The sequence below is a fragment of the Pseudomonas sp. AC229 genome, from assembly GCF_979254655.1.
Map to the genome: position 1 here is coordinate 175,101 of NZ_CEEDHK010000002.1, position 20,855 is coordinate 195,955.

Below are 20,855 nucleotides of genomic sequence, written 5' to 3' on the forward strand. Positions count from 1 at the left end.
CCCATGGCCGCTCCTACTCTCCACTCGTTTGCACGCACGCCGTGGCTGGCCGTCACGCCATGGCTGCTCGCCCTGGCCATGGCTGGCTGCGCGGGCTTGCCCGATCAACGCCTGGCCAACGAGGCGCTGAAAAACGGCGACACCGCGACCGCTCAGGCGAACTACAAAGCCTTGGCCGACATGGGCTACGCCGACGCCTCGGTGGGGCTCGCAGATATCCAGCTGCAAAGCGGCGACCCGGCGCAACTGGCTGCCGCCGAGGACACGTTCCGGCAAGCGGCGGACAACTCGCCGCGTGCGGCGTCGCGCCTGGGCCGGCTGCTGGCAACCAAACCCAACGCCACCGAGGCCGAGCACAAAGAAGCCGAGCAGCGCCTCAAGCAGGCGTTTGCCAACGGCGAAGAAGGCGCTGTGCTGCCACTGGCGATGCTGTATCTGCAATATCCGCAGACTTTTCCCGACGTGAATGCCCAGGAAAAAATCAGCCAGTGGCGTGAGCAGGGCCACCCGCAAGCGGAACTCGCGCAGGTGCTGCTGTACCGCACGCAAGGCACGTATGACGCGCATCTGGCCGACGTGGAAAAAATCTGCCAACAGGCCCTGGCCACTGCCGACGTCTGCTACGTCGAACTCGCCACCGTGTACCAGAAACGCGGCGAAGCAGATAAGCAAAAAGCCCTGGTCGAGCAACTGCGCAGCGCCTATGGCCGTGGCGTGGTGCCGGCCGCGCGCATGGAAGGCGTGGCCCTGGTACTGGCCGATCAGGAGCTGGTAACGGCCTCGGCTGACAGCGAAAACGCCGGCAAAACCGACCCGGCCACGGCGCAGGAATTGCTCGAACAGATTGCCCCCACCTACCCCGCCGCGTGGGTCAGCCTCGCGCAACTGCTGTACGACTACCCGGAACAAGGCGACATCGACAAGATGCTCGGTTACCTGAAAAACGGTCGCGACGCCGCGCAACCGCGCGCCGAACTGCTGCTGGGCAAACTCTATTACGAAGGCAAGTTGCTGCCGGCCGACCCGCAGAAAGCCGAACAACACCTGCTAAAAGCGGCGCCGACCGAAACCAGCGCCAATTACTACCTGGGCCAGATGTACCGCCGTGGCTACCTCGGCAAGGTGCAGCCGCAACAGGCGCTGGACCACCTGCTGGCCGCCGCCCGCGCCGGGCAGAACAGCGCCGACTTCGCCCTGGCGCAAATGTTTTCCCAGGGCCGCGGCATTCAGCCCGATCCGGTGAACGCCTTCGTGTTCAGCCAGATCGCCGTGCAAAAAGGCACTGCGCAAGCGCCCGAGCTGGCGGCGCAAATCGAACAGCTATTACCCCCTGGCTCACGTCCCCAGGCTGAGCGCCTGCTGCAACAGGAACAAGCCTTGCGCGGCGCCGTTCTACAACAGACGACACAGATGCAAGCCATGCAACCTCAGGACGGGCAGGAGCCGCTATGAGCCACGCAAAACGCAAAACCACCAAAGCATGGATGAGCGCCGGTTTCGGCCTGAGCGCTACGTTGATCACCGCCCACTCCGCCTGGGCCGTGCAAATGACCGACAGCAGCAGTTGGGGCCTGGACGTGAAGATTACCGCCCAGTCCGAAGATGACCGCGACCTCGGCACCCGCAGCGGCGGCGACGTCAGCGGTGTGGGTATCGACCTGCGCCCGTGGGTGTACGGCAAGCGCGGCAACTGGAGCGGCTACGCCATGGGCCAGGCGGTGAGCGCCACCGACATCATCGAAACCGACACCCTGCAACAACCCGAGGACGGCGAGAACGCCCAAAGCAGCAACAGCAGCGACGACAGCCGCCAGCCCGACAAAAGCTACCTGGCGCTGCGCGAATTCTGGGTCGGTTACTCGGGCCTCACGCCCTACCCCGGCGAAGAACTGCGCCTGGGCCGCCAGCGCCTGCGCAACGACGACGGCATGTGGCGCGACACCAATATCGAAGCGCTGAACTGGACCTTCGACACCACCTTGCTGCGCGCCCACCTGGGCGCGGCCGAACGCTTCAGCGAATACCGCACCGACCTCGACGAGCTGGCGCCGAAAGACAAAGACCGCCTGCACCTTTATGGCGACGTGGAAACGCAATGGACGCCCGGCCAGTGGGTCGGCCTCAGCGTGCAACACGCCCGCGACGACGGCGACCTCAATCGCCCCGGCGAAACCGTCGATGAGCTGGACAAAACCAGCACCGGCGACCTCACCTGGCTCGGCATTCAGGCCAACAGCGACGCCTACAACCACCGCAACGAAAACCGCCTCAACTACTGGGCCAGCGCCACCTGGCTGACCGGCGACCGCGACCGCCTGAACACCACCACAGCGGGCGGCGAGCAGATTGCCACCGGCAAGCAAAGCGGCGACGTCAACGCCTGGGGCACTGACTTGGGCCTGCGTTTCAACCTCGATGAACACTGGAAAGTCGGCGCCGCCTACGCCCGTGGCAGCGGCGGCGGTGGCGACAGCGGCGAAGACAACTTCGAGCAGACCGGCCTGCAAAGTAACCGCTCCACCTACACCGGCACACGCTCGCGGGTGCACCGCTTTGGCGAGGCGTTTCGGGGCGAGTTGAGCAACCTGCAAGCGGCCACCGTGTTCGGTTCCTGGCAACTGCGCGAGGACTACGACGCGAGCCTGGTGTACCACAAGTTCTGGCGCGTCGATGACGAGCAACCGATCGGCACCAGCGGCATCAACGCCGCCATGCAAGACGGTGAAAAAGACATCGGCCAGGAAGTCGACGTGGTGCTCACCAAGTACTTCAAACAGGGCCTGCTGCCCGCTGCCGTCAGCGAAAGCATCGACGAACCCTCGGCGCTGGTGCGCCTTCGTGGCGGCGTGTTCAAGCCCGGCGACGCCTACGGCCCGGATGCCGACTCGTACATGCACCGCGCGTTTGTTGACGTGATCTGGCGCTACTGATGACCGGCCACGGGAGACCCCTTGCGATGACTGCACACACCCCGCCGCTCCATCCGCTGCTGTTGGCCGGCGTGCTGCTGTTCACCGGTGCGTTCGGCCCTGCGGCGCTGGCTGTGGAGGTGCCGCCGGCGTCCGACAGCCAGCAAAACGTGGCACGCGCCAGCGACGCGCCATTGCCCGGCACCGACGGCAAGCCACAAGCGACCAAAGAATTGCGCCAGGCCAAAAGCTACACCGTGACCACTGCGCCCACCGAGGCGCTGGAATTGGCCGCACCGAAATTGCCCGACCTCAGCGGCTACACCGCCGAGGCGGTAAACGCCAAGATCGACCGCCGCAAAAAAGGCAGCGTTACCGTGCGGCGCATGGTGCAGCAAGATGCGCTGAAAGAATTTATCGGCGGCAACAACCGCATGGCCGAATGGGTGACCCGCCAGCGCGGCATGCCGCAGGCGATCTTTATCGAAGGCGGCTACGTCAGCCTGGGCGAAGTGGCGAAAAAGCTGCCCAAGCAGTACTTCACCGCCGATGCCAATGGCGTGTTCACCCTGCGCTTGCCGCTGGTGGTGGCCAAAGACGCGACGCTGCAGATTGGTAAAGACGTCAAGGAACTGCGCCTCTCCCAGGATCGCGGCGCGTTTATCGTCAACGACGGCAAATTGTTTATCACCGACACCCAGCTCACCGGCTGGAACGAAGCGAAGAAGGCGCCGGCCACCTTCAAGAAGCCCGAAGAATTTCGCCCGTTCCTGCTCTCTTGGGGCGGCACCGAGACCTACATTGTCAACAGCAAAATCGCCAGTTTCGGTTACAGCACCAGCAAGTCCTACGGCGTCAGCATTTCCCAATACACGCCCAACATGAGCAAGCAAATGGGCCGACCGATGCCCACCGGCTGGATCATCGGTTCCGAGTTCTCGGACATGTGGTACGGCTTTTACTGCTACGAAACCCAGGACTTCGTCATCAAAGACAACGTTTACCGCGACAACATCATCTACGGCATCGACCCCCACGACCGCTCGCGCCGCCTGGTGATCGCCGGCAACACCGTGTACGGCACGCACAAGAAGCACGGCATCATCATTTCCCGCGAGGTGGATGACAGCTGGATCATCAACAACAAGGTCTACGACAACGCGCTGTCCGGCATCGTCATCGACCGCAACAGCGTGAACAACCTCGTCGCTTACAACGAGGTTTACCGCAACAAATCCGACGGCATCACGCTGTACGAAAGCTCCAACAACCTGATTTGGGGCAACCAGGTGATGAGCAACGCGCGCCACGGCATTCGCCTGCGCAACAGCGTGAACATTCGCCTGTACGAGAACCTGGCCGCCGACAACCACCTGGTCGGCGTGTACGGCCACATCAAAGACCTGAGCGACACCGACCGCGACATCGATCTGGACCCGTTCGACACCAAGGTGTCGATGATCGTGGTCGGCGGCGAGCTGATCAGCAACGGCTCGGGGCCGCTGTCCATCGACTCGCCATTGAGTGTGGAGCTGTACCGAGTGGCCATGCTGGCGCCGACCAAATCGTCGGGCATCAGCTTCTCCGGAATTCTCGGCGACAAGCAAAACGAAATTCTGGACCTGATGGTTCGCCAGGATAAGGCAGTGCTGATCGACCCCGTTGAACGCCAGGCCGAACTTCAGGACTGAGGAGCATGCATTTCATGTACGTAGACAAGCCCCTGCACACCGCCAAGCGCTCAGCCAAAAGGCTCGCCCTGTCTGCACTGGCGCTCGCCCTGCTCGCCGCCGCCGCTATGGCAGAGGGCGCCGAGGGCGCCGAAACCGGCGCGCCGACATACAGCGTGCGCGGTAATCCGCCGCTGTGCCCGGCGGCGGCAAACAACAACTTGTATAACACCAAGTACCTGGGCTTCTTTACCCACTTGGTGCAGGCCCAGGATGACTGGCTGTTCCGTACCACCTACGACCTGCGCACCGACTTCGGCACCACGCCAGAGGGCTACGCCAAACTCAAAGCGTTGCGCGATGCCCTGAAGAAAAAAGGCATCGAACTGGTGGTGGTGTACCAACCGACACGCGGCCTCATCAACCGGGAAAAACTCACCGATGACGAGCGCAAGGCGTTCAACTACGACTTGGCGAAAAAGAACTACCTCGCCACCGTGGAAAAGCTGCGCCAGACCGGCATGTGGGTGCCGGATTTCAGCCCGTTGTTCGATGAAAACGAGCAGCACGCCTACTACTTCAAAGGCGACCACCACTGGACGCCTTACGGTGCCGAGCGCACCGCGAAAATCACCGCCGCCACGCTGAAAGAAATTCCCGGCTTCGACGACATTCCCAAGCAGCAGTACGAAAGCAAGCGCGTGGGTTTGCTGTCGAAACTCGGCACCTTTCACAAAGCCGCCGCGCAGTTGTGCGGCAACAGCTACGCCACTCAGTACGTCGACCGTTTCGAAACCGCCGTGGCCGACAGCGGCGGCGGTGAAGGCGGCGGCGATGACTTGTTCGGCGACGAATCGCAGCCGCAGGTGGCGCTGGTGGGCACCAGTAACAGTGGGCCGGCGTACAACTTCGCCGGTTTTCTGGAGCAATACAGCGGCGCAGAAATTCTCAACAACGCCATCTCCGGCGGCGGCTTCGACAGCTCGCTGCTGCAATACCTGAGCAGCCAGGAATTCCACGAACACCCGCCGAAAATCATCGTCTGGGAATTCGCCACGCACTACGACATGGCGCAGAAAAGCTTCTACCGCCAAGCCATGCCGCTGGTGGACAACGGCTGTGAAGGGCAAAAAGCGCTGCTGAAGAACGACGTGAAACTGCACAACGGCAGCACCGAGATCCTGGTCAACGGCAAGAACCAATTGCTCGACCTGCAAGGCGGCCAACACCAGATCGACCTGACCTTCAGCGACCCTTCAGTGAAAACGCTGCAGGCGACCATCTGGTACCTCAACGGCCGCCGCGAGAACCTCAAACTGGAACAAAGCGCCGCCGCCGATACCGGTGGCCGCTACGTGTTCCAACTGCGTAACGACCCTGGCTGGGCAGAGCTGAACATGCTCGCCATGGAAATTCACAGCCCCGAGCAAATGCCCGACGGCCTCAGCGTGAAAGCCACGCTGTGCAAACGTCCGGCAGGCGGGGCCGGCACCCTAACGGCAAAAGCCGCAGGAGGCACGAACCTATGAACATCCCTCACACCTTGCTGCGCAGCGCAGCGTTGAGCACCTTGTTGGTTGCCGGGGGCGCCAGTGCCGCCCTGGTTCCACCCCAGGGTTACTACGCGCCGATTGAAAGCAAAAAAAGCAAACCGCCGGAAGAACAATGCGGCGCGCCGCCCAAGCCTTACACCGACAAGCTGGTGTTTCGCAGCAAATACGAAGGCTCCGACAAAGCCCGCGCCACGCTGAACAAGGAATCGGAAAAAGCCTTCCGCGACTCCACCGCCAGCATCACCACATTGGAGCGCGGCGTGAGTAAGCAGGTGATGGGCTACATGCGAGACGGTCGCCAGGAGCAGCTCGACTGCACCCTCAACTGGCTGACCACCTGGGCCCAGGCCGATGCGTTGCTCAGCACCGACTTCAACCACACCGGCAAGTCGATGCGCAAATGGGCGTTGGGCAGTGTGGCGTCGGCGTATCTGCGCTTGAAGTTTTCCGAATCGAAACCGCTGGCGGCTTACCCGCAACAGGCGCAATTGATCGAGCGCTGGTTCAGCAAGTTGGGCGATCAGGTGGTGAAAGACTGGAGCTACCTGCCGCTGAAACAGGTGAACAACCACTCGTATTGGGCGGCGTGGTCGGTGATGGCCACGGCGGTGGCGACTGATCGCCAAGACCTGTTCGACTGGGCCATTGAGCAATACCGCGTCGGCGCCAATCAAGTCGACGACGAAGGCTTTTTGCCCAACGAACTGAAACGTAAACAGCGCGCCCTCGCCTACCACAACTACGCCTTGCCGCCGCTGGCCATGATCGCCAGTTTCGCCAAAGCCAACGATGTCGACCTGCGCACGGAAAACCGCGACGCCCTCAGCCGCTTGGCCAAGCGGGTGATGGAAGGCGTCAACGACCCGGACGAATTCGCCAGCAAAGCCGGCGAAAAACAGGACATGGACGACCTGAAAATCGACAGCAAATTTGCCTGGCTGGAACCGTACTGCCAGCTCTACCAATGCGCCGGGGATACGTTGAAGTGGAAGCAGTCGATGCAGCCGTTCAAGACCTTTCGCCTGGGTGGCGATTTGACCCGCGTGTTTGATCCGCAGGCGGAGAAGGGCAAGAAGGATTCTTGAGTTTCGCACCATTAAGCCCCCTCTCCCCAGCGGGGAGAGGGCTGGGGTGAGGGGTTGGATTTCAGCCCGAGCAATTGAGTAAAGGCGGCAAGTTTGCCCTCACCCTAACCCTCTCCCGCAAGCGGGAGAGGGGACTTACCGAGCTAGACGCAGTATCGCGATTCGGCCCCCTCGCCCCAGCGGGGAGAGGGCTGGGGGCGGCCGGCTAGGAGAGGGGGTTGGATTTCAGCCCCAACAATCGAGTAAGGGCAGCAAGTTTGCCCTCTCCCTAACCCTCTCCCGCAAGCGGGAGAGGGACTGACCGAGTAGCTCGAAATAACACAATCCACCCGGAAATCCCGGGGGGGGTTTGGGGGGGATGTGGCGCTAGCCACGTCCTCTGAACCGAAGGTGACGATGGAGAGAGTCGGATGGTTTTTTCATCCAATGTGTTCCTGTTCTTGTTCCTGCCGATTTTCCTCGGCTTGTACTATTTGAGCGGGCAACGCTATCGCAATCTGCTGCTGCTGATTGCCAGCTACGTGTTCTACGCCTGGTGGCGGGTGGATTTTCTGGCGCTGTTTGCCGGCGTCACGCTGTGGAATTACTGGATCGGCCTCAAGGTGGGTGCCGCCGGGGTACGGACCAAGCCGGCGCAGCGCTGGCTGCTGCTCGGTGTGGGTGTGGACCTGTGCATTCTCGGTTACTTCAAATACGCCAATTTCGGCGTCGACAGCCTTAACGCCATCATCACCTCGTTCGGCCTGGAGCCGTTCATTCTCACCCACGTGCTGCTGCCCATCGGCATCTCGTTCTACATCTTCGAGTCGATCAGCTACATCATCGATGTGTACCGGGGCGACACCCCTGCCACGCGCAATCTCATCGACTTCGCCGCGTTCGTGGCGATCTTCCCGCACCTGATCGCCGGCCCTGTGTTGCGCTTTCGCGACCTGGCCGATCAGTTCAACAACCGCACCCACACACTGGATAAATTCTCCGAAGGCGCCACGCGCTTTATGCAGGGTTTTATCAAAAAGGTGTTTATTGCGGACACCCTGGCGATTGTCGCGGACCACTGCTTCGCCCTGGAAAACCCCACCACTGGCGATGCCTGGCTCGGTGCGCTGGCCTACACGGCGCAGCTGTATTTCGACTTCTCCGGCTACAGCGACATGGCCATCGGCTTGGGCCTGATGATGGGCTTTCGCTTTATGGAAAATTTCAAGCAGCCGTACATCAGCCAGTCGATCACCGAGTTTTGGCGGCGCTGGCATATCAGCCTGTCCACCTGGCTGCGCGACTACCTGTACATCACCCTGGGCGGCAATCGCGGCGGCAAGGTGGCGACGTACCGCAATCTGTTCCTGACCATGCTGCTGGGCGGCCTCTGGCACGGCGCGAATATCACCTACATCGTGTGGGGCGCCTGGCATGGCGTGTGGCTGGCGATTGAAAAAGCCATCGGCATCAACACCGCGCCACGCAGTTTCAACGTGCTGCGCTGGGCCTTCACCTTCTTGCTGGTGATCATGGGTTGGGTGATCTTCCGCGCGGAAAACCTGCACGTGGCCGGCCGCATGTACGGCGCCATGTTTGGCTTTGGCGACTGGAACCTGTCGGAACTCAACCGCGCCAACCTCACCGGCTTGCAGGTGGCGACGCTGGTAGTGGCCTACGCCACCCTCGCCTTCTTCGGGCTGCGGGATTTCTACGCCAACCCGCCCATCGACAAAGGCAAAACCACCGAGGCCGACGGCCCTGCCACCGCGCAACCGGGCACCGTTAAAGCGGTGCCGGGCGAGCAGCCGAACATCCATGTTCCCGGCTTCACCGTGGGCACCGATGCACAGGTGCAAGCCGCGTACTGGAGCGCCGACTGGCCGCGCTACGCCATGCGAGCGCTGGTGTTGCTGCTGTTCGTGGCCTCGATTCTCAAGCTCTCGGCGCAGAGCTACTCGCCCTTCCTTTACTTCCAGTTCTGAGCGAGCCCAGCCATGACCCGATCATTACGCATTCTGTATATCGCCGTGTTCCTCGGCCTGCTGTTGGGCCTGGGCCTGTGGTCGCTGCGCGCCTTTACGGGCTTTAGCACCACGCCAACCGACACCGTGCTCAACGGCAAATGGGCCAAGGCCGCCGAAACCCAGTACGACAAGGAATTCCCGCTCAAACGCCTGGGCACGAACTTATGGGCGGCGCTGGATTACACGCTGTTCAACGAAGGCCGCCCCGGCGTGGTGCTGGGCCGTGACCAATGGCTGTTCAGCGATGAGGAATTCAAGCCCATCGCCAACGGCCAGGATTATCAGCAAGAGAACCTGGCGCTGATTCAGGGCGCCCGGGAGCAATTGGAAAAACAGGGCGTGAAGTTGGTGTTGGCCATTCTGCCGGCGAAGGCGCGGTTGTATCCCGAGCACCTGGGCGACGAAGCCCCGGCCTCGCTGCACAGCGACTTGTACCAACGCTTCCACACCAGCGCCGAACAGGCCGGCATTGTCGCCCCGGACCTGCTCATGCCGCTGCAACACGCCAAGTTGCAGGGCCAGGTGTTCCTGCGCACCGACACGCACTGGACGCCCATGGGCGCCGACGTAGTGGCGCAGAACCTCAGTACCACAGTGGCGAAACAGGCGCCGATCAATGCCGCGCCGCAGCAGTTCATCACCGAATCGAAACAGCCCGAGCCGTACAAGGGCGACCTCACCTCGTTCCTGCCGCTAGACCCGCTATTCAGCGACTTGCTGCCCAAGCCTGACCAACTGCAACAGCGCACCACGCGGGCCGCTGATGAATCGGCTGCCCAAGGTGACGACGCTATGTTCGCTGACGAGCAAGTGCCCGTGGCACTGGTGGGCACCAGCTACAGCGCCAACCCGAACTGGAACTTCGTCGGCGCGCTGCAACAAGCGCTGAAGAGCGACGTGGTCAGCTACGCCGAACAGGGCCACGGGCCGATTGAGCCAATGCTCAAGTATTTGCAAAGCGATGAATTCAAAAACGCGCCACCCCAGCTGGTGATCTGGGAATTCCCCGAGCGCTATTTGCCGATGAAAACCAACCTGAGCGACTTCGATCCCAAGTGGGTCGCTCAACTCAAGGCCGCCGGTGCGGCCACTGACGTGGCCGCATCCGGCCGCCAATCCTCGTTGCCAATCCAGGCAAACCGCTAGACCGGCGCCCTGCTCGCGCCTTTCAGGGCGGGCGCCACCCATCATGGAGAACGACACAATGAAGCCATCCATCACCCATGCAATCGTTAACAACCGCCTCGGTAAAGCCTGCGCGTTCGTGGTAGTTGGCCTGCTCGCCGCCCAGGTACACGCCGACGAAGCCGCCCTTTACGGCCCCACCGCGCCGAAGGGTTCGGCATTCGTGCGGGTGTACAACGCCGGCAGCCAGGAAATCAACGCCACGGTGGGCAGCGCCAAGCTCAGCGACGTCGGCCCACTGGGCAGCAGCGACTTCGGTTTCTTGCCGGGCGGCGACTACAGCGCTCAGGTCGGTTCGCAAACCGTGCCGGTCAAGCTGGCCGCCGATAAGTACTACACCATCGTCGCCCTGCCCGGCGGCCAACCGAAACTGGTGGAAGAACCGCCGTTCAAGAACAAACAGAAAGCCCTGGTGCGCGTACAAAACCTCAGCGACACCAAAGTCACCCTGAAAACCGCCGACGGTAAAACCGCCGTCGTCGAAGACGTCGCCCCCGCCGCCCGAGGCGACCGTGAAATCAACCCGGTGAACGTCAAGCTCGCGCTGTTCAACGGCTCGCAAAAAATCAGCGACCTGAAGCCGGTCTCGCTCGCTCGGGGTGAAGCGGTTGCGCTGTACGTCACCGGCTCCGGCAGCAAGCTTTCGCCAGTGTGGGTCAAGCGCCCGGCCGCTACTGAATAAACCCGCTCTTGGCTTTTCTGTTCGTGAATATCGATCTCGCGAGCTAGAGCGTGCCAAGGCAAAACCAGACCAGGAAACGCAGTTGGCTGTAGCCAATGAGCAGTCCTGGGCTGGTTTTAACGCAGGCAGGCCGACGCGCAGCAGATCGCACGGACTCACATGTAAAGGAGATTCCCATGATTCCAATCATCCTGTCGGGCGGCAGCGGTTCGCGGCTGTGGCCGCTATCGCGCAAACAATTCCCCAAGCAATTCCTCGCCCTCACCGGCGAGCACACGATGTTCCAGCAAACCCTCGAACGTCTGGTGTTCGAAGGCATGCAGCCGCCGGTAATTGTGTGCAACAAAGACCACCGCTTTATCGTGCAAGAGCAGCTCTCGGCGCTGAACCTGGCGAGCCAGGCGGTGCTGATGGAACCCTTCGGCCGCAACACTGCGCCGGCCGTGGCGATTGCCGCCATGAAGCTGCTCAATGAAGGCCGCGACGAGCTTTTGCTGGTGATGCCGGCCGACCACGTCATCGATGACCAGAAAGCCTTCCAGCGCGCTTTGGCCATCGCCACCATTGCCGCCGAAGCGGGCGATTTGGTGCTGTTCGGCGTACCCGCAACCAAACCGGAAACCGGCTATGGCTATATCAAGGCCGGCCAAGACGGCGCGCTGCCAGAAGGCGTCAGCCGGGTTGAGCAGTTCGTCGAGAAACCCAATGCCCAGCGCGCCGCCGAATTCGTCAAATCCGGCAGCTATTTCTGGAACAGCGGCATGTTCCTGTTCCGCGCCAGCCGCTTCCTCGACGAACTGAAACGCCACGACCCGGACATCTACGACACCTGCCTGCTGGCCCTGGAGCGCAGCACCTTCGATGGCGAAACCATCGACATCGACGCCGCCACCTTCGAGTGCTGCCCGGACAACTCCATCGACTATGCGGTGATGGAAAAAACCGACCGCGCCTGCGTGGTGCCGCTGACCGCAGGCTGGAGCGACGTGGGGTGCTGGAGTTCGTTGTGGGATGTGCATGAAAAAGACGACGCCGGCAACGTCACCAAAGGCGACGTGGTGGTGCGCGACAGCCACAACTGCCTGGTACACGGCAACGGCAAGCTGGTGTCGGTGATCGGCCTGGAAAACATCGTGGTGGTGGAAACCAAGGACGCCATGATGATCGCCCACAAGGATCGCGTGCAGGAGGTCAAGCAACTGGTCAACACCCTGAAAGAAGCCGGCCGCAGCGAAACCGAAAACCACTGCGAGGTTTATCGCCCTTGGGGTTCGTATGACTCGGTCGATATGGGCGGACGCTTTCAGGTCAAGCACATCACCGTGAAGCCCGGCGCGCAGTTGTCCCTGCAAATGCACCACCACCGCGCCGAGCACTGGATTGTGGTGTCGGGCACCGCCGAGGTGACGTGCGATGAAAACGTGTTCCTGCTGACGGAGAACCAGTCGACCTATATTCCGATTGCCTCGGTTCACCGGCTGGCCAACCCGGGGAAAATTCCGCTGGAGATTATTGAGGTGCAGTCGGGCAGTTATCTGGGTGAGGACGACATTGAGCGCTATGAGGATATTTACGGGCGCGATGAGGGCAACGGGGTGCAGGTGAAGACGGTGGTGCGCTAGAGCCAAACGGTCCCTCTCCCCCGGCCCCTCTCCCGCAAGCGGGCGAGGGGTGACGTCTTCAACGAAACGGTGATCGGCTCCCTCGCGCGCTTGCGCTAGAGCCAAACGGCCCCTCTCCCCCAGCCCCTCTCCCGCAAGCGGGCGAGGGGTGACGTCTTCAACGAAACGGTGATCGGCTCCCTCGCGCGCTTGCGGGAGAGGGCTGGGGAGAGGGGCTCTTCATCTTATAACCGACCAAAAAAAACCGGGCCCCAAGGCCCGGTTTTTTCCCTCCTATCCAACCCTCACATATTCGCTTCCGCGTACTCGGCCAGCACCGACCGTGGCACGCCTTGCAGGGTGATATGCACCCCATGTGGAAAATCTTTAAAGCGCTCCGTCAGGTAGGTCAGCCCCGAGCTGGGTGCTGACAGATACGGCGTATCGATCTGCGCCAGGTTACCCAGGCACACCACTTTGGAACCGGTACCGGCACGCGTGATGATGGTTTTCATCTGGTGCGGCGTCAGGTTCTGGCATTCGTCGATCAAAATCAGGCTTTGCTGGAAGCTACGACCGCGAATGTAGTTCAGCGATTTGAATTGCAGCGGCACTTTGCCAAGGATGTAGTCGACGCTGCCGTGGGTGTTCTCGTCGTCCATGTGCAGGGCTTCGAGGTTGTCGGTGATGGCGCCCAGCCACGGCTCCATTTTTTCCGCTTCGGTGCCAGGCAGGAAACCGATTTCCTGGTCCAGCCCCTGCACGCTGCGGGTCGCGATGATGCGCCGGTAACGCTTGGTGACCATGGTTTGTTCGATGGCGGCCGCCAAGGCCAGAATGGTTTTGCCCGAGCCGGCAGCGCCGGACAGGTTGACCAGGTGAATATCCGGATCGAGCAAGGCGAACAGCGCCAGGCTCTGGTAGATGTCGCGCGGGCGCAGGCCCCACGCTTCTTGATGCAGCAAGGGTTCCTGATGCAGGTCGAGCAGCAACAGCTCATCGGCTTTGATGCCTTTGACCCAGCCGACAAAACCCTGCTCGTCGATGATGAATTCGTTGATGTGCACGGCCGGCAAGTTGTCGGTCATCTGCACGCGGTGCCAGGTACGGCCATGGTCCTGGCGGGTGTCGACCTTGTTGACGCGATCCCAGAACGAGCCGCTGAGGGTGTGATACCCGCGCGGCAACAGCGAGATGTCGTCGACCAGTTGGTCGGTGTGGTAGTCCTCGGATTCAATGCCACAGGCGCGCGCCTTGAGGCGCATGTTGATGTCTTTGGTCACCAGCACCACGGAGAGGCCCGGCTTGCGGGCTTGCAAGTCGACCAGCTGGTTGATGATTTTGTTGTCGTTGAGGTCTTCGGGCAGCCAGGTGATGGGCTCGGCGCGACGACTCATGAGGATGGAGAGGTAACCGCAGGGACCGCTTTTATCGCGTTGAATCGGTACACCGTGTTCGACTTCTTCGGGAGAGGCACCGCCGAGGATCTTGTCGATCAGGCGGATGGCTTGCCTGCATTCTGCTGCGACGCCTTGCTTGCCAGTTTTGAGTTTGTCCAGTTCCTCTAGGACGGTCATGGGGATGGCGACGTGGTGTTCCTGGAAGTTCAGCAGGGCGTTGGGGTCGTGGATCAGAACGTTGGTATCGAGGGCGTAGAGGATTGGAGCAGTAGGGCTGGAGCGTCCGTGGTCATCCATACTCGGTCACCTTCTTATAGGAGCCAAGCGACGGAATGCCAGGTCAGCGCTCCGCCGCACCAGACCGCCGTTTCATTCCCTGGCCGCAGCGGGGGAATTGCACCAGCAGAGAAGAGGCTGCTGCGCGCCAGTTACGACGGTCTGCCTTTTAGATACTCCAAAAAACGTGACAGGAAAAAGTAATTTTTGCGTTTGCCAGGTTTATTTTTCGGTGCGACGAAAAGCCCTTGGCGTACCGGAAGCGGCTAGTTAAAGTCGGAAGTCCTACCAGCGCTTAACAGCCTTTTCCTACATACATTGTGCGTATGCAGGATCGCTCGCCCCGCCCTCCTCCCGTTCTCGTTTATCCGTCACCGTTTGCTGCCGTACCGGCCCGCGCACGATGCAAGGCACAAGTGCGCGCGTGCGAACTGGTATGATGCGCCGCTTTTTTCGCCGCACCCGACTCCTCGGAACCGAGCCACAGAGCGCCAGCCAGGCGTCTGTGCTTTGCTTCGATGAGCAACAAGACGGCCACTGATCACATCCGCGGAGCCCGCCCATGCTGGAAAGACTGTTCCAACTCACTGCACACAACACCACGGTGCGCACCGAGGTCCTCGCCGGGATCACGACTTTCCTGACCATGGCTTACATCCTGTTCGTGAACCCGAGCATTCTCGGCGAGACCGGCATGGATAAAGGCGCCGTGTTCGTCGCGACCTGCCTGGCCGCTGCCATCGGCTCGGCGATCATGGGCTTTATCGCCAACTACCCCATCGCCCTGGCTCCGGGCATGGGTTTGAACGCGTTCTTCACCTACACCGTCGTGCTGCATATGGGGCACACCTGGCAAGTGGCGCTGGGTGCAGTGTTCTTGTCGGCGTGCATGTTTTTCGTGCTGTCGATCTTTCGCATCCGCGAGTGGATCATCAACAGCATCCCTCTTGAGCTGCGCTCGGCCATTGCCGCCGGCATCGGCCTGTTCCTGGCGCTGATTGCGCTGAAAGAGGCCGGCATCGTTGTTGCCAACCCGGCCACGTTGGTGGGCATGGGCGACCTCAGCCAACCGGCGCCGCTGCTGGCGATTCTCGGGTTCTTCATCATCGTTGCGCTGGAAGCTCGCAAAATCACCGGCGCCGTGTTGATCGGCATTCTGGTGACTACCGCAGCAGGCATCGCCTTGGGCGTTTCGCAGTTTGGCGGCGTGTTCTCGATGCCGCCGTCCCTGGCTCCAACCTTTATGCAACTGGACATCAAAGGCGCGCTGAACATCGGCCTGGTGACCGTGGTGTTTGCTTTCCTGTTTGTGGATATTTTCGACAACTCCGGCACGCTCATTGCCGTGGCTAAAAAGGCCGGTCTGATGCGCGCCGACGGCCATATGCCGAAGATGGGCCGCGCCCTGATCGCCGACAGCAGCGCAGCGATGGTCGGTTCGGTGCTCGGCACCTCGACCACCACCAGCTACATCGAATCGGCAGCGGGCGTGAGCGCCGGTGGCCGCACCGGGCTTACCGCCGTGGTGGTCGCCATTCTGTTTCTGCTGTCGCTGTTCCTCGCGCCACTGGCGGGCAGCGTGCCGGCTTTCGCCACCGCGCCGGCGTTGCTGTTCGTGGCCGTGCTGATGACCGCCGGCCTGGCAGAAATTGACTGGAGCGACATCACCGTCGCCGCCCCGGTGGTGATTACCGCCCTGGCCATGCCACTGACCTTCTCGATTGCCAACGGCATCGCCTTTGGCTTTATCGCCTGGGCGGTGATCAAGCTGCTCGCCGGCCGCTGGCGCGAACTGAACCCGGCCATCGTGATTCTGGCCGTGCTGTTTGTGGTGAAACTGGGGTGGTTCAACGCATGAGCGCGCCCCAATTCGACCCCAGCACCTACGACGCCCAACTGGCGGAAAAGAAGCAGCGCCTGCAAGATTTGCTCGCGCCGTTCGATGCACCCGCACCGCAAGTATTCGAGTCGCCGCGCGAGTTTTATCGCCTGCGCGCCGAGTTCCGCCTGTGGCGTGAGGGTGAAGAGCGCTTCTACGCCATGTTCGCCGCCGGCGACAAACACACGCCGATTCTGCTCGAAGACTTCCCCATCGCCAGCCAGCGCATCAATGCGCTGATGCCGCAGCTAAAAGCCGCCTGGCAAGGTAGCAAAGCGCTGGGCTTCAAGCTGTTTCAGGTGGAGTTTCTGACCACGCTGGCCGGCGACGGGCTGATAACCCTGTGCTACCACCGCCCGTTGAACGAGGAATGGCAGGCTGCCGCCGAGCAGTTGGCGGCAGACTTGGGCGTGAGCATCGTCGGCCGGTCCCGTGGGCAGCGGCTGGTGGTTGATCGCGATTACGTCGTCGAAAAACTTGATGTTGCCGGCCGCACCTTCAGTTACCGACAACCGGAAGGCGCCTTCACCCAGCCCAACGGCACGGTGAATCAGCACATGCTCAACTGGGCATACGACGCGCTCGGCCAACGCAGCGACGACTTGCTCGAGCTGTATTGCGGCAACGGCAACTTCACCCTGCCGCTGGCCACCCGCGTGCGTAACGTGCTGGCCACGGAAATCAGCAAAACCTCAGTAAACGCCGCGCTGGCCAATCTGGATGACAACGGCGTAAGCAACGTGACGCTGGTGCGCTTGTCGGCCGAAGAACTGACCGAAGCGCTCAACGACGTGCGGCCGTTCCGGCGCCTGCAAGGCATCGACCTCAAGGCTTACGAATTTGGCAGCGTATTCGTCGACCCGCCCCGCGCCGGCATGGACCCCGACACCTGCGAGCTGACACGACGTTTCGACAACATCCTGTACATCTCCTGCAACCCGGAAACCCTCGCGGCGAACATCGCCCAATTGAACGACACGCACCGCATTGAGCGCTGCGCGTTGTTTGACCAGTTCCCCTACACCCATCACATGGAATCGGGCGTTCTGCTGACGCGCCGTTAATCGCCGCGCCTCCTCCCCAGCGTAAATACTTGTACAAGGCACTTGCACTTGTACAAGTACGCCTCTAGTCTCTCGCCTAAAGCTGTACAAGATCTTTCTCTTGTACAAGTAAGACGTAGGGGCAGAAATGGGTCAGAGCAAACCGAAAATAGCCGTCAGCGCCTGCTTAATGGGCGACGAGGTGCGCTACAACGGCGGGCACAAGCGTTCGATGCTGTGCACCGAGCAACTGACCGAGCATGTCGATCTGGTGGGCGTTTGCCCGGAAGTGGCGATTGGCATGGGCACGCCGCGCGAGCCGATCCGCCTGGTGGGCGATATCGCTGCACCGCGTGCGGTGGGCACCGTGAGCCCGGAGCTGGAAGTGACCGACGCACTCACCGCCTACGGCGAGAAGATGGCCACCCAGCTCACCGGCATCAGCGGCTACATCTTTATGCAGAAGTCGCCTTCGTGTGGGCTGTACCGGGTCAAGGTGTATCAGGCCAATGGCTTGCCGGCGCCGGGCGGGGGTCGTGGCCTGTACGCCGCCGCATTTTGCGCGGCGCTGCCGGATTTGCCGGTGGAAGAAGAAGGCCGCCTGAACGACCCGGTGCTGCGGGAAAATTTCCTCACCCGCGTGTACGCCTATGCCGACTGGCAGGAGCTGCTGCAAACCGGTCTGACCCGCCAGCGCCTCACGCACTTCCATGCCCGCTACAAATACCTGTTGCTGGCGACCAACCCTGAGCAGTACCGCGCCCTGGGCCAATTGCTCGGCGACATGGTGCTGCACGATCTGAAAGACCTTGCGCCACGCTATTTCAGTGCCTTGATGGAAGCGCTGCGCAAATGCGCCACGCGCGGCACCCACAGCAATGTGTTGCAGCACCTCAGCGGCCATCTCAAGCAAACGCTGAGCACCCAAGAAAAAGCCGAAATGCAGCAGCTGATCGAGCAATATCGCCGCGGTTATGTACCGTTGGTGGTGCCGCTCACGCTGCTCAAACACCATTTCCTCTTGCACCCTGATCACTACGTTGCGCAGCAGGTTTATTTGCAGCCGCATCCGGCCACGCTGAGCCTGCGCAACGCGCTTTGAATTGGAACAGATAAATGAATAAACACGCCCCCCAGCACGACGAACCCGAAGACAGCACCGATGCCGAGCTGCAAGCGGCGCTGGCCAATAACTTGTTGCCGATCCGCGACGTGTCGCGCATTACCGGCGTCAACCCGGTCACCCTGCGCGCCTGGGAGCGTCGCTACGGGCTGATCGTGCCGCAGCGCACAGCCAAAGGGCATCGCCTGTACACGCAAGATCACATCGCCCGTATTCAGGCGATTCTCACCTGGCTCAATCGCGGCGTAGCGGTCAGCCAGGTCAAGGCGCTGCTGAAAACCGCCGCGCTGCCTAATGCCCATGTCGACAGCAATGGCTGGGAAGAAGCCCGCGTGGCGCTGCTCAATGCCATCAGCGAACAAGCCGAGCGCCGGTTGGACGATGCCTTCAAGCGCGTCGAGCTGCTGTATCCACCGAAACTGCTCTGCGAACAACTGCTTCTGCCGCTGCTGGCCGAGCTGGAACAGCGTTGGCAAGGCCAGTTCGGCGCGCAGTTGGAGAAGGTGTTCTTCTTCTCCTGGTTGCGCAGCAAATTGGGTTCGCGCATTTATCAGAACAACCGTCAGCAGAGCGGCGCGCCGCTGTTGTTGGTGAATCTGTCGGACCTGCCGATGGAGCCGGCGTTGTGGCTGTCGGCCTGGCTGCTGAGCAGCGCCGATTGTGCCGTCGAGGTGTTCGACTGGCCGTTGCCGCCCCTGGAACTGGCGCTGGCCATCGAGCACATCAAGCCGCGCGCCACGCTGCTGTATTCCGGCCAGGCGCTGGCCAGCGCGCAGTTGCCCAAGTTGCTGGCCGACAGCAGCTGCCCGCGTTTGCTGGTGGGCCCGACCGTGCGCATTCACCATGCCGATTTGCTCGCGCTACAAACCCAGCTCAACGGCCTGCACCTGGCCGATGACCCGTTGCTGGCCCTGGAAACCTTGCAGCAGCTCGACTTGCTCGGCGCCAAAAAGGCCAACGCGTGATGCGCCAGCTGATGTGGTTTCGCACCGACCTGCGCGTGCAGGACAACAGCGCCCTGGCCGCCGCCATGCAGGCGGGGCCAACGCTGGCGGTGTTTCTACTCAGCCCTTCGCAATGGCAACAACACGACGACGCCCCGTGCAAGGTCGACTTCTGGCTGCGCAACCTCGCGCCCTTGCGCGACGCGCTGGGAAAGCTGGGCGTGCCGCTGCTGATCCGCAAGGCCGACACCTGGGCCGACGCGCCGCAGGTGATTGCCGAGCTGTGCAACGAGCATGAAATTGGCTGCGTGCAGGTTAATGAAGAGTACGGAATCAACGAAACCAAACGTGACCATGCCGTCGCCGACCGCCTGGGGGAGCAAGGCGTGCAGTGGCACAGCCATCTCGACCAGTTGCTGTTCCAACCGGGCAGCATCCTGACCAAGGCGGGCAATTACTTTCAGGTGTTCAGTCAGTTCCGCAAGGTCTGCTACAGCCGCCTGCATACCGCTTTGCCGCCGCTCGTGCCGTTGCCGAAAAAGCAGGCTGCGCTGGGCATTACCAGCGATGCTCTGCCCTCCTCCGTGCCCGGTTTCGCCACGCCACCGGCCAGCCTGCAGGCGCTGTGGCCGGCGGGCGAAGCTGAGGCCCATAAGCGGCTGGAAACCTTCGCTGACGAGCGCATCGGCTATTACCACGACGCCCGTGACCTGCCCGCCACGCCGGGGACCAGTCAGCTCTCGACCTACCTGGCAGCGGGCGTGGTGTCGGCGCGCCAGTGCTTGCACCGCGCGCTGATGAGCAACCACGGTGAATTCGAAAGCGGCAACACCGGCATCATCACCTGGATCAACGAGCTGCTCTGGCGCGAGTTCTACAAGCACATTCTGGCCGGTTATCCGCGTGTGTCGCGGCACCGCGCCTTTCGCCAGGAAACCGAGGCGCTGGCCTGGCGCAACGCGCCCAAAGACCTCGCGGCCTGGCAGGAAGGTCGTACCGGCATTCCGCTGATTGATGCGGCCATGGCGCAGTTGCTGGCGACCGGCTGGATGCATAACCGCCTGCGCATGGTGGTGGCGATGTTTCTGACGAAAAACCTGCTGATCGACTGGCGCGAGGGCGAGCGGTTTTTTATGCGCCATTTGATTGATGGCGACCTGGCGGCGAACAACGGCGGCTGGCAGTGGAGCGCGTCCACCGGCACCGACTCGGCGCCCTACTTCCGCATTTTCAATCCGGTCAGCCAGTCGCAACGCTTCGACGCCCAAGGCCGTTTTATTCGCCACTGGCTGCCGCAGTTGAATGCGCTCAGCGACAAAGACGTGCACAACCCGCACCTGCGCAAAGGCGCGGACTTGTTCGGTGGCGTGGACTACCCCGCGCCCATCGTCGATTTAAGCAGCAGCCGTGCCCGCGCCATCAGCGCGTTCAAGAGCCTGGGCGATGCCCAACTTCCGCCGTTGTTTGGCGACGACAGCGATGTGCCCTGGAGAAACTGA

The 20,855-nt window shown here is 61.8% G+C and carries 15 protein-coding genes; 14 read left to right on the top strand and 1 reads right to left on the bottom strand.

The genetic code is table 11. The annotated features are described in order from the left end of the window. The first annotated feature begins 3 nt into the window (after positions 1–3). The 9 genes from algK (at position 4) to AC0IW7_RS03465 (ending at position 12,712) form a co-directional block, all read left to right on the top strand. On the top strand, positions 4–1,452 hold the full coding sequence (gene algK, locus AC0IW7_RS03425; protein WP_471815758.1) for an alginate biosynthesis TPR repeat lipoprotein AlgK: 1,449 nt from the start codon (positions 4–6) through the stop codon (positions 1,450–1,452). Next, the gene (locus AC0IW7_RS03430) at positions 1,449–2,930 is read left to right on the top strand and encodes an alginate export family protein (RefSeq protein ID WP_471815760.1); all 1,482 of its coding nucleotides are present in this window, start codon (positions 1,449–1,451) and stop codon (positions 2,928–2,930) included. The genes algK and AC0IW7_RS03430 overlap by 4 nt, the downstream gene beginning before the upstream one ends. Positions 2,931–2,956: 26 nt before the next feature. After that, positions 2,957–4,600, top strand: a complete 1,644-nt coding sequence (gene algG, locus AC0IW7_RS03435) for a mannuronan 5-epimerase AlgG (protein ID WP_471815762.1) — start codon at positions 2,957–2,959, stop codon at positions 4,598–4,600. Positions 4,601–4,614: 14 nt separating this feature from the next. Continuing rightward, on the top strand, positions 4,615–6,108 hold the full coding sequence (locus tag AC0IW7_RS03440) for an alginate O-acetyltransferase (protein WP_471816108.1): 1,494 nt from the start codon (positions 4,615–4,617) through the stop codon (positions 6,106–6,108). Beyond that, entirely contained in the window at positions 6,105–7,217 is a 1,113-nt protein-coding gene (locus AC0IW7_RS03445) for a mannuronate-specific alginate lyase (RefSeq protein ID WP_471815764.1), read from the top strand. The genes AC0IW7_RS03440 and AC0IW7_RS03445 overlap by 4 nt, the downstream gene beginning before the upstream one ends. Positions 7,218–7,627: 410 nt before the next feature. Further along, complete coding sequence (locus AC0IW7_RS03450; RefSeq protein ID WP_471815766.1) at positions 7,628–9,181, top strand: MBOAT family O-acyltransferase; 1,554 nt, start codon at positions 7,628–7,630, stop codon at positions 9,179–9,181. A 12-nt stretch (positions 9,182–9,193) separates the two neighbouring features. Then, positions 9,194–10,369 (top strand): alginate O-acetyltransferase, encoded by a 1,176-nt coding sequence (locus AC0IW7_RS03455; protein WP_471815767.1) that lies wholly within the window; start codon positions 9,194–9,196, stop codon positions 10,367–10,369. A 70-nt stretch (positions 10,370–10,439) separates the two neighbouring features. Beyond that, positions 10,440–11,090, top strand: coding sequence for an alginate O-acetyltransferase AlgF (locus tag AC0IW7_RS03460; protein ID WP_471816110.1), 651 nt, complete (start codon positions 10,440–10,442; stop codon positions 11,088–11,090). Between the two features lie 176 nt (positions 11,091–11,266). Next, positions 11,267–12,712 carry a mannose-1-phosphate guanylyltransferase/mannose-6-phosphate isomerase gene (locus tag AC0IW7_RS03465; protein ID WP_471815769.1) on the top strand — a complete coding sequence of 482 codons (1,446 nt, stop codon included), beginning with the start codon at positions 11,267–11,269 and terminating at the stop codon, positions 12,710–12,712. Positions 12,713–12,996: 284 nt separating this feature from the next. On the opposite strand, the gene AC0IW7_RS03470 is transcribed toward AC0IW7_RS03465, so the two are convergent. Further along, positions 12,997–14,388 (bottom strand): PhoH family protein, encoded by a 1,392-nt coding sequence (locus AC0IW7_RS03470; protein WP_122452130.1) that lies wholly within the window; start codon positions 14,386–14,388, stop codon positions 12,997–12,999. A gap of 541 nt (positions 14,389–14,929) precedes the next feature. Here AC0IW7_RS03470 and AC0IW7_RS03475 point away from each other — a divergent pair. The 5 genes from AC0IW7_RS03475 (at position 14,930) to phrB (ending at position 20,855) form a co-directional block, all read left to right on the top strand. Next, positions 14,930–16,225: an NCS2 family permease gene (locus AC0IW7_RS03475; protein WP_463551522.1), complete on the top strand. Its 1,296-nt coding sequence runs from the start codon at positions 14,930–14,932 to the stop codon at positions 16,223–16,225. Then, positions 16,222–17,310: a tRNA (uridine(54)-C5)-methyltransferase TrmA gene (gene trmA, locus AC0IW7_RS03480; protein ID WP_471815771.1), complete on the top strand. Its 1,089-nt coding sequence runs from the start codon at positions 16,222–16,224 to the stop codon at positions 17,308–17,310. Before AC0IW7_RS03475 ends, trmA begins: the two co-directional genes overlap by 4 nt. Before the next feature lie 127 nt (positions 17,311–17,437). Then, positions 17,438–18,391: a YbgA family protein gene (locus AC0IW7_RS03485; protein ID WP_471815772.1), complete on the top strand. Its 954-nt coding sequence runs from the start codon at positions 17,438–17,440 to the stop codon at positions 18,389–18,391. A gap of 14 nt (positions 18,392–18,405) precedes the next feature. Further along, the gene (locus AC0IW7_RS03490; RefSeq protein WP_463551520.1) at positions 18,406–19,377 is read left to right on the top strand and encodes a MerR family transcriptional regulator; all 972 of its coding nucleotides are present in this window, start codon (positions 18,406–18,408) and stop codon (positions 19,375–19,377) included. Further along, entirely contained in the window at positions 19,377–20,855 is a 1,479-nt protein-coding gene (gene phrB, locus AC0IW7_RS03495) for a deoxyribodipyrimidine photo-lyase (protein WP_471815774.1), read from the top strand. The genes AC0IW7_RS03490 and phrB overlap by 1 nt, the downstream gene beginning before the upstream one ends.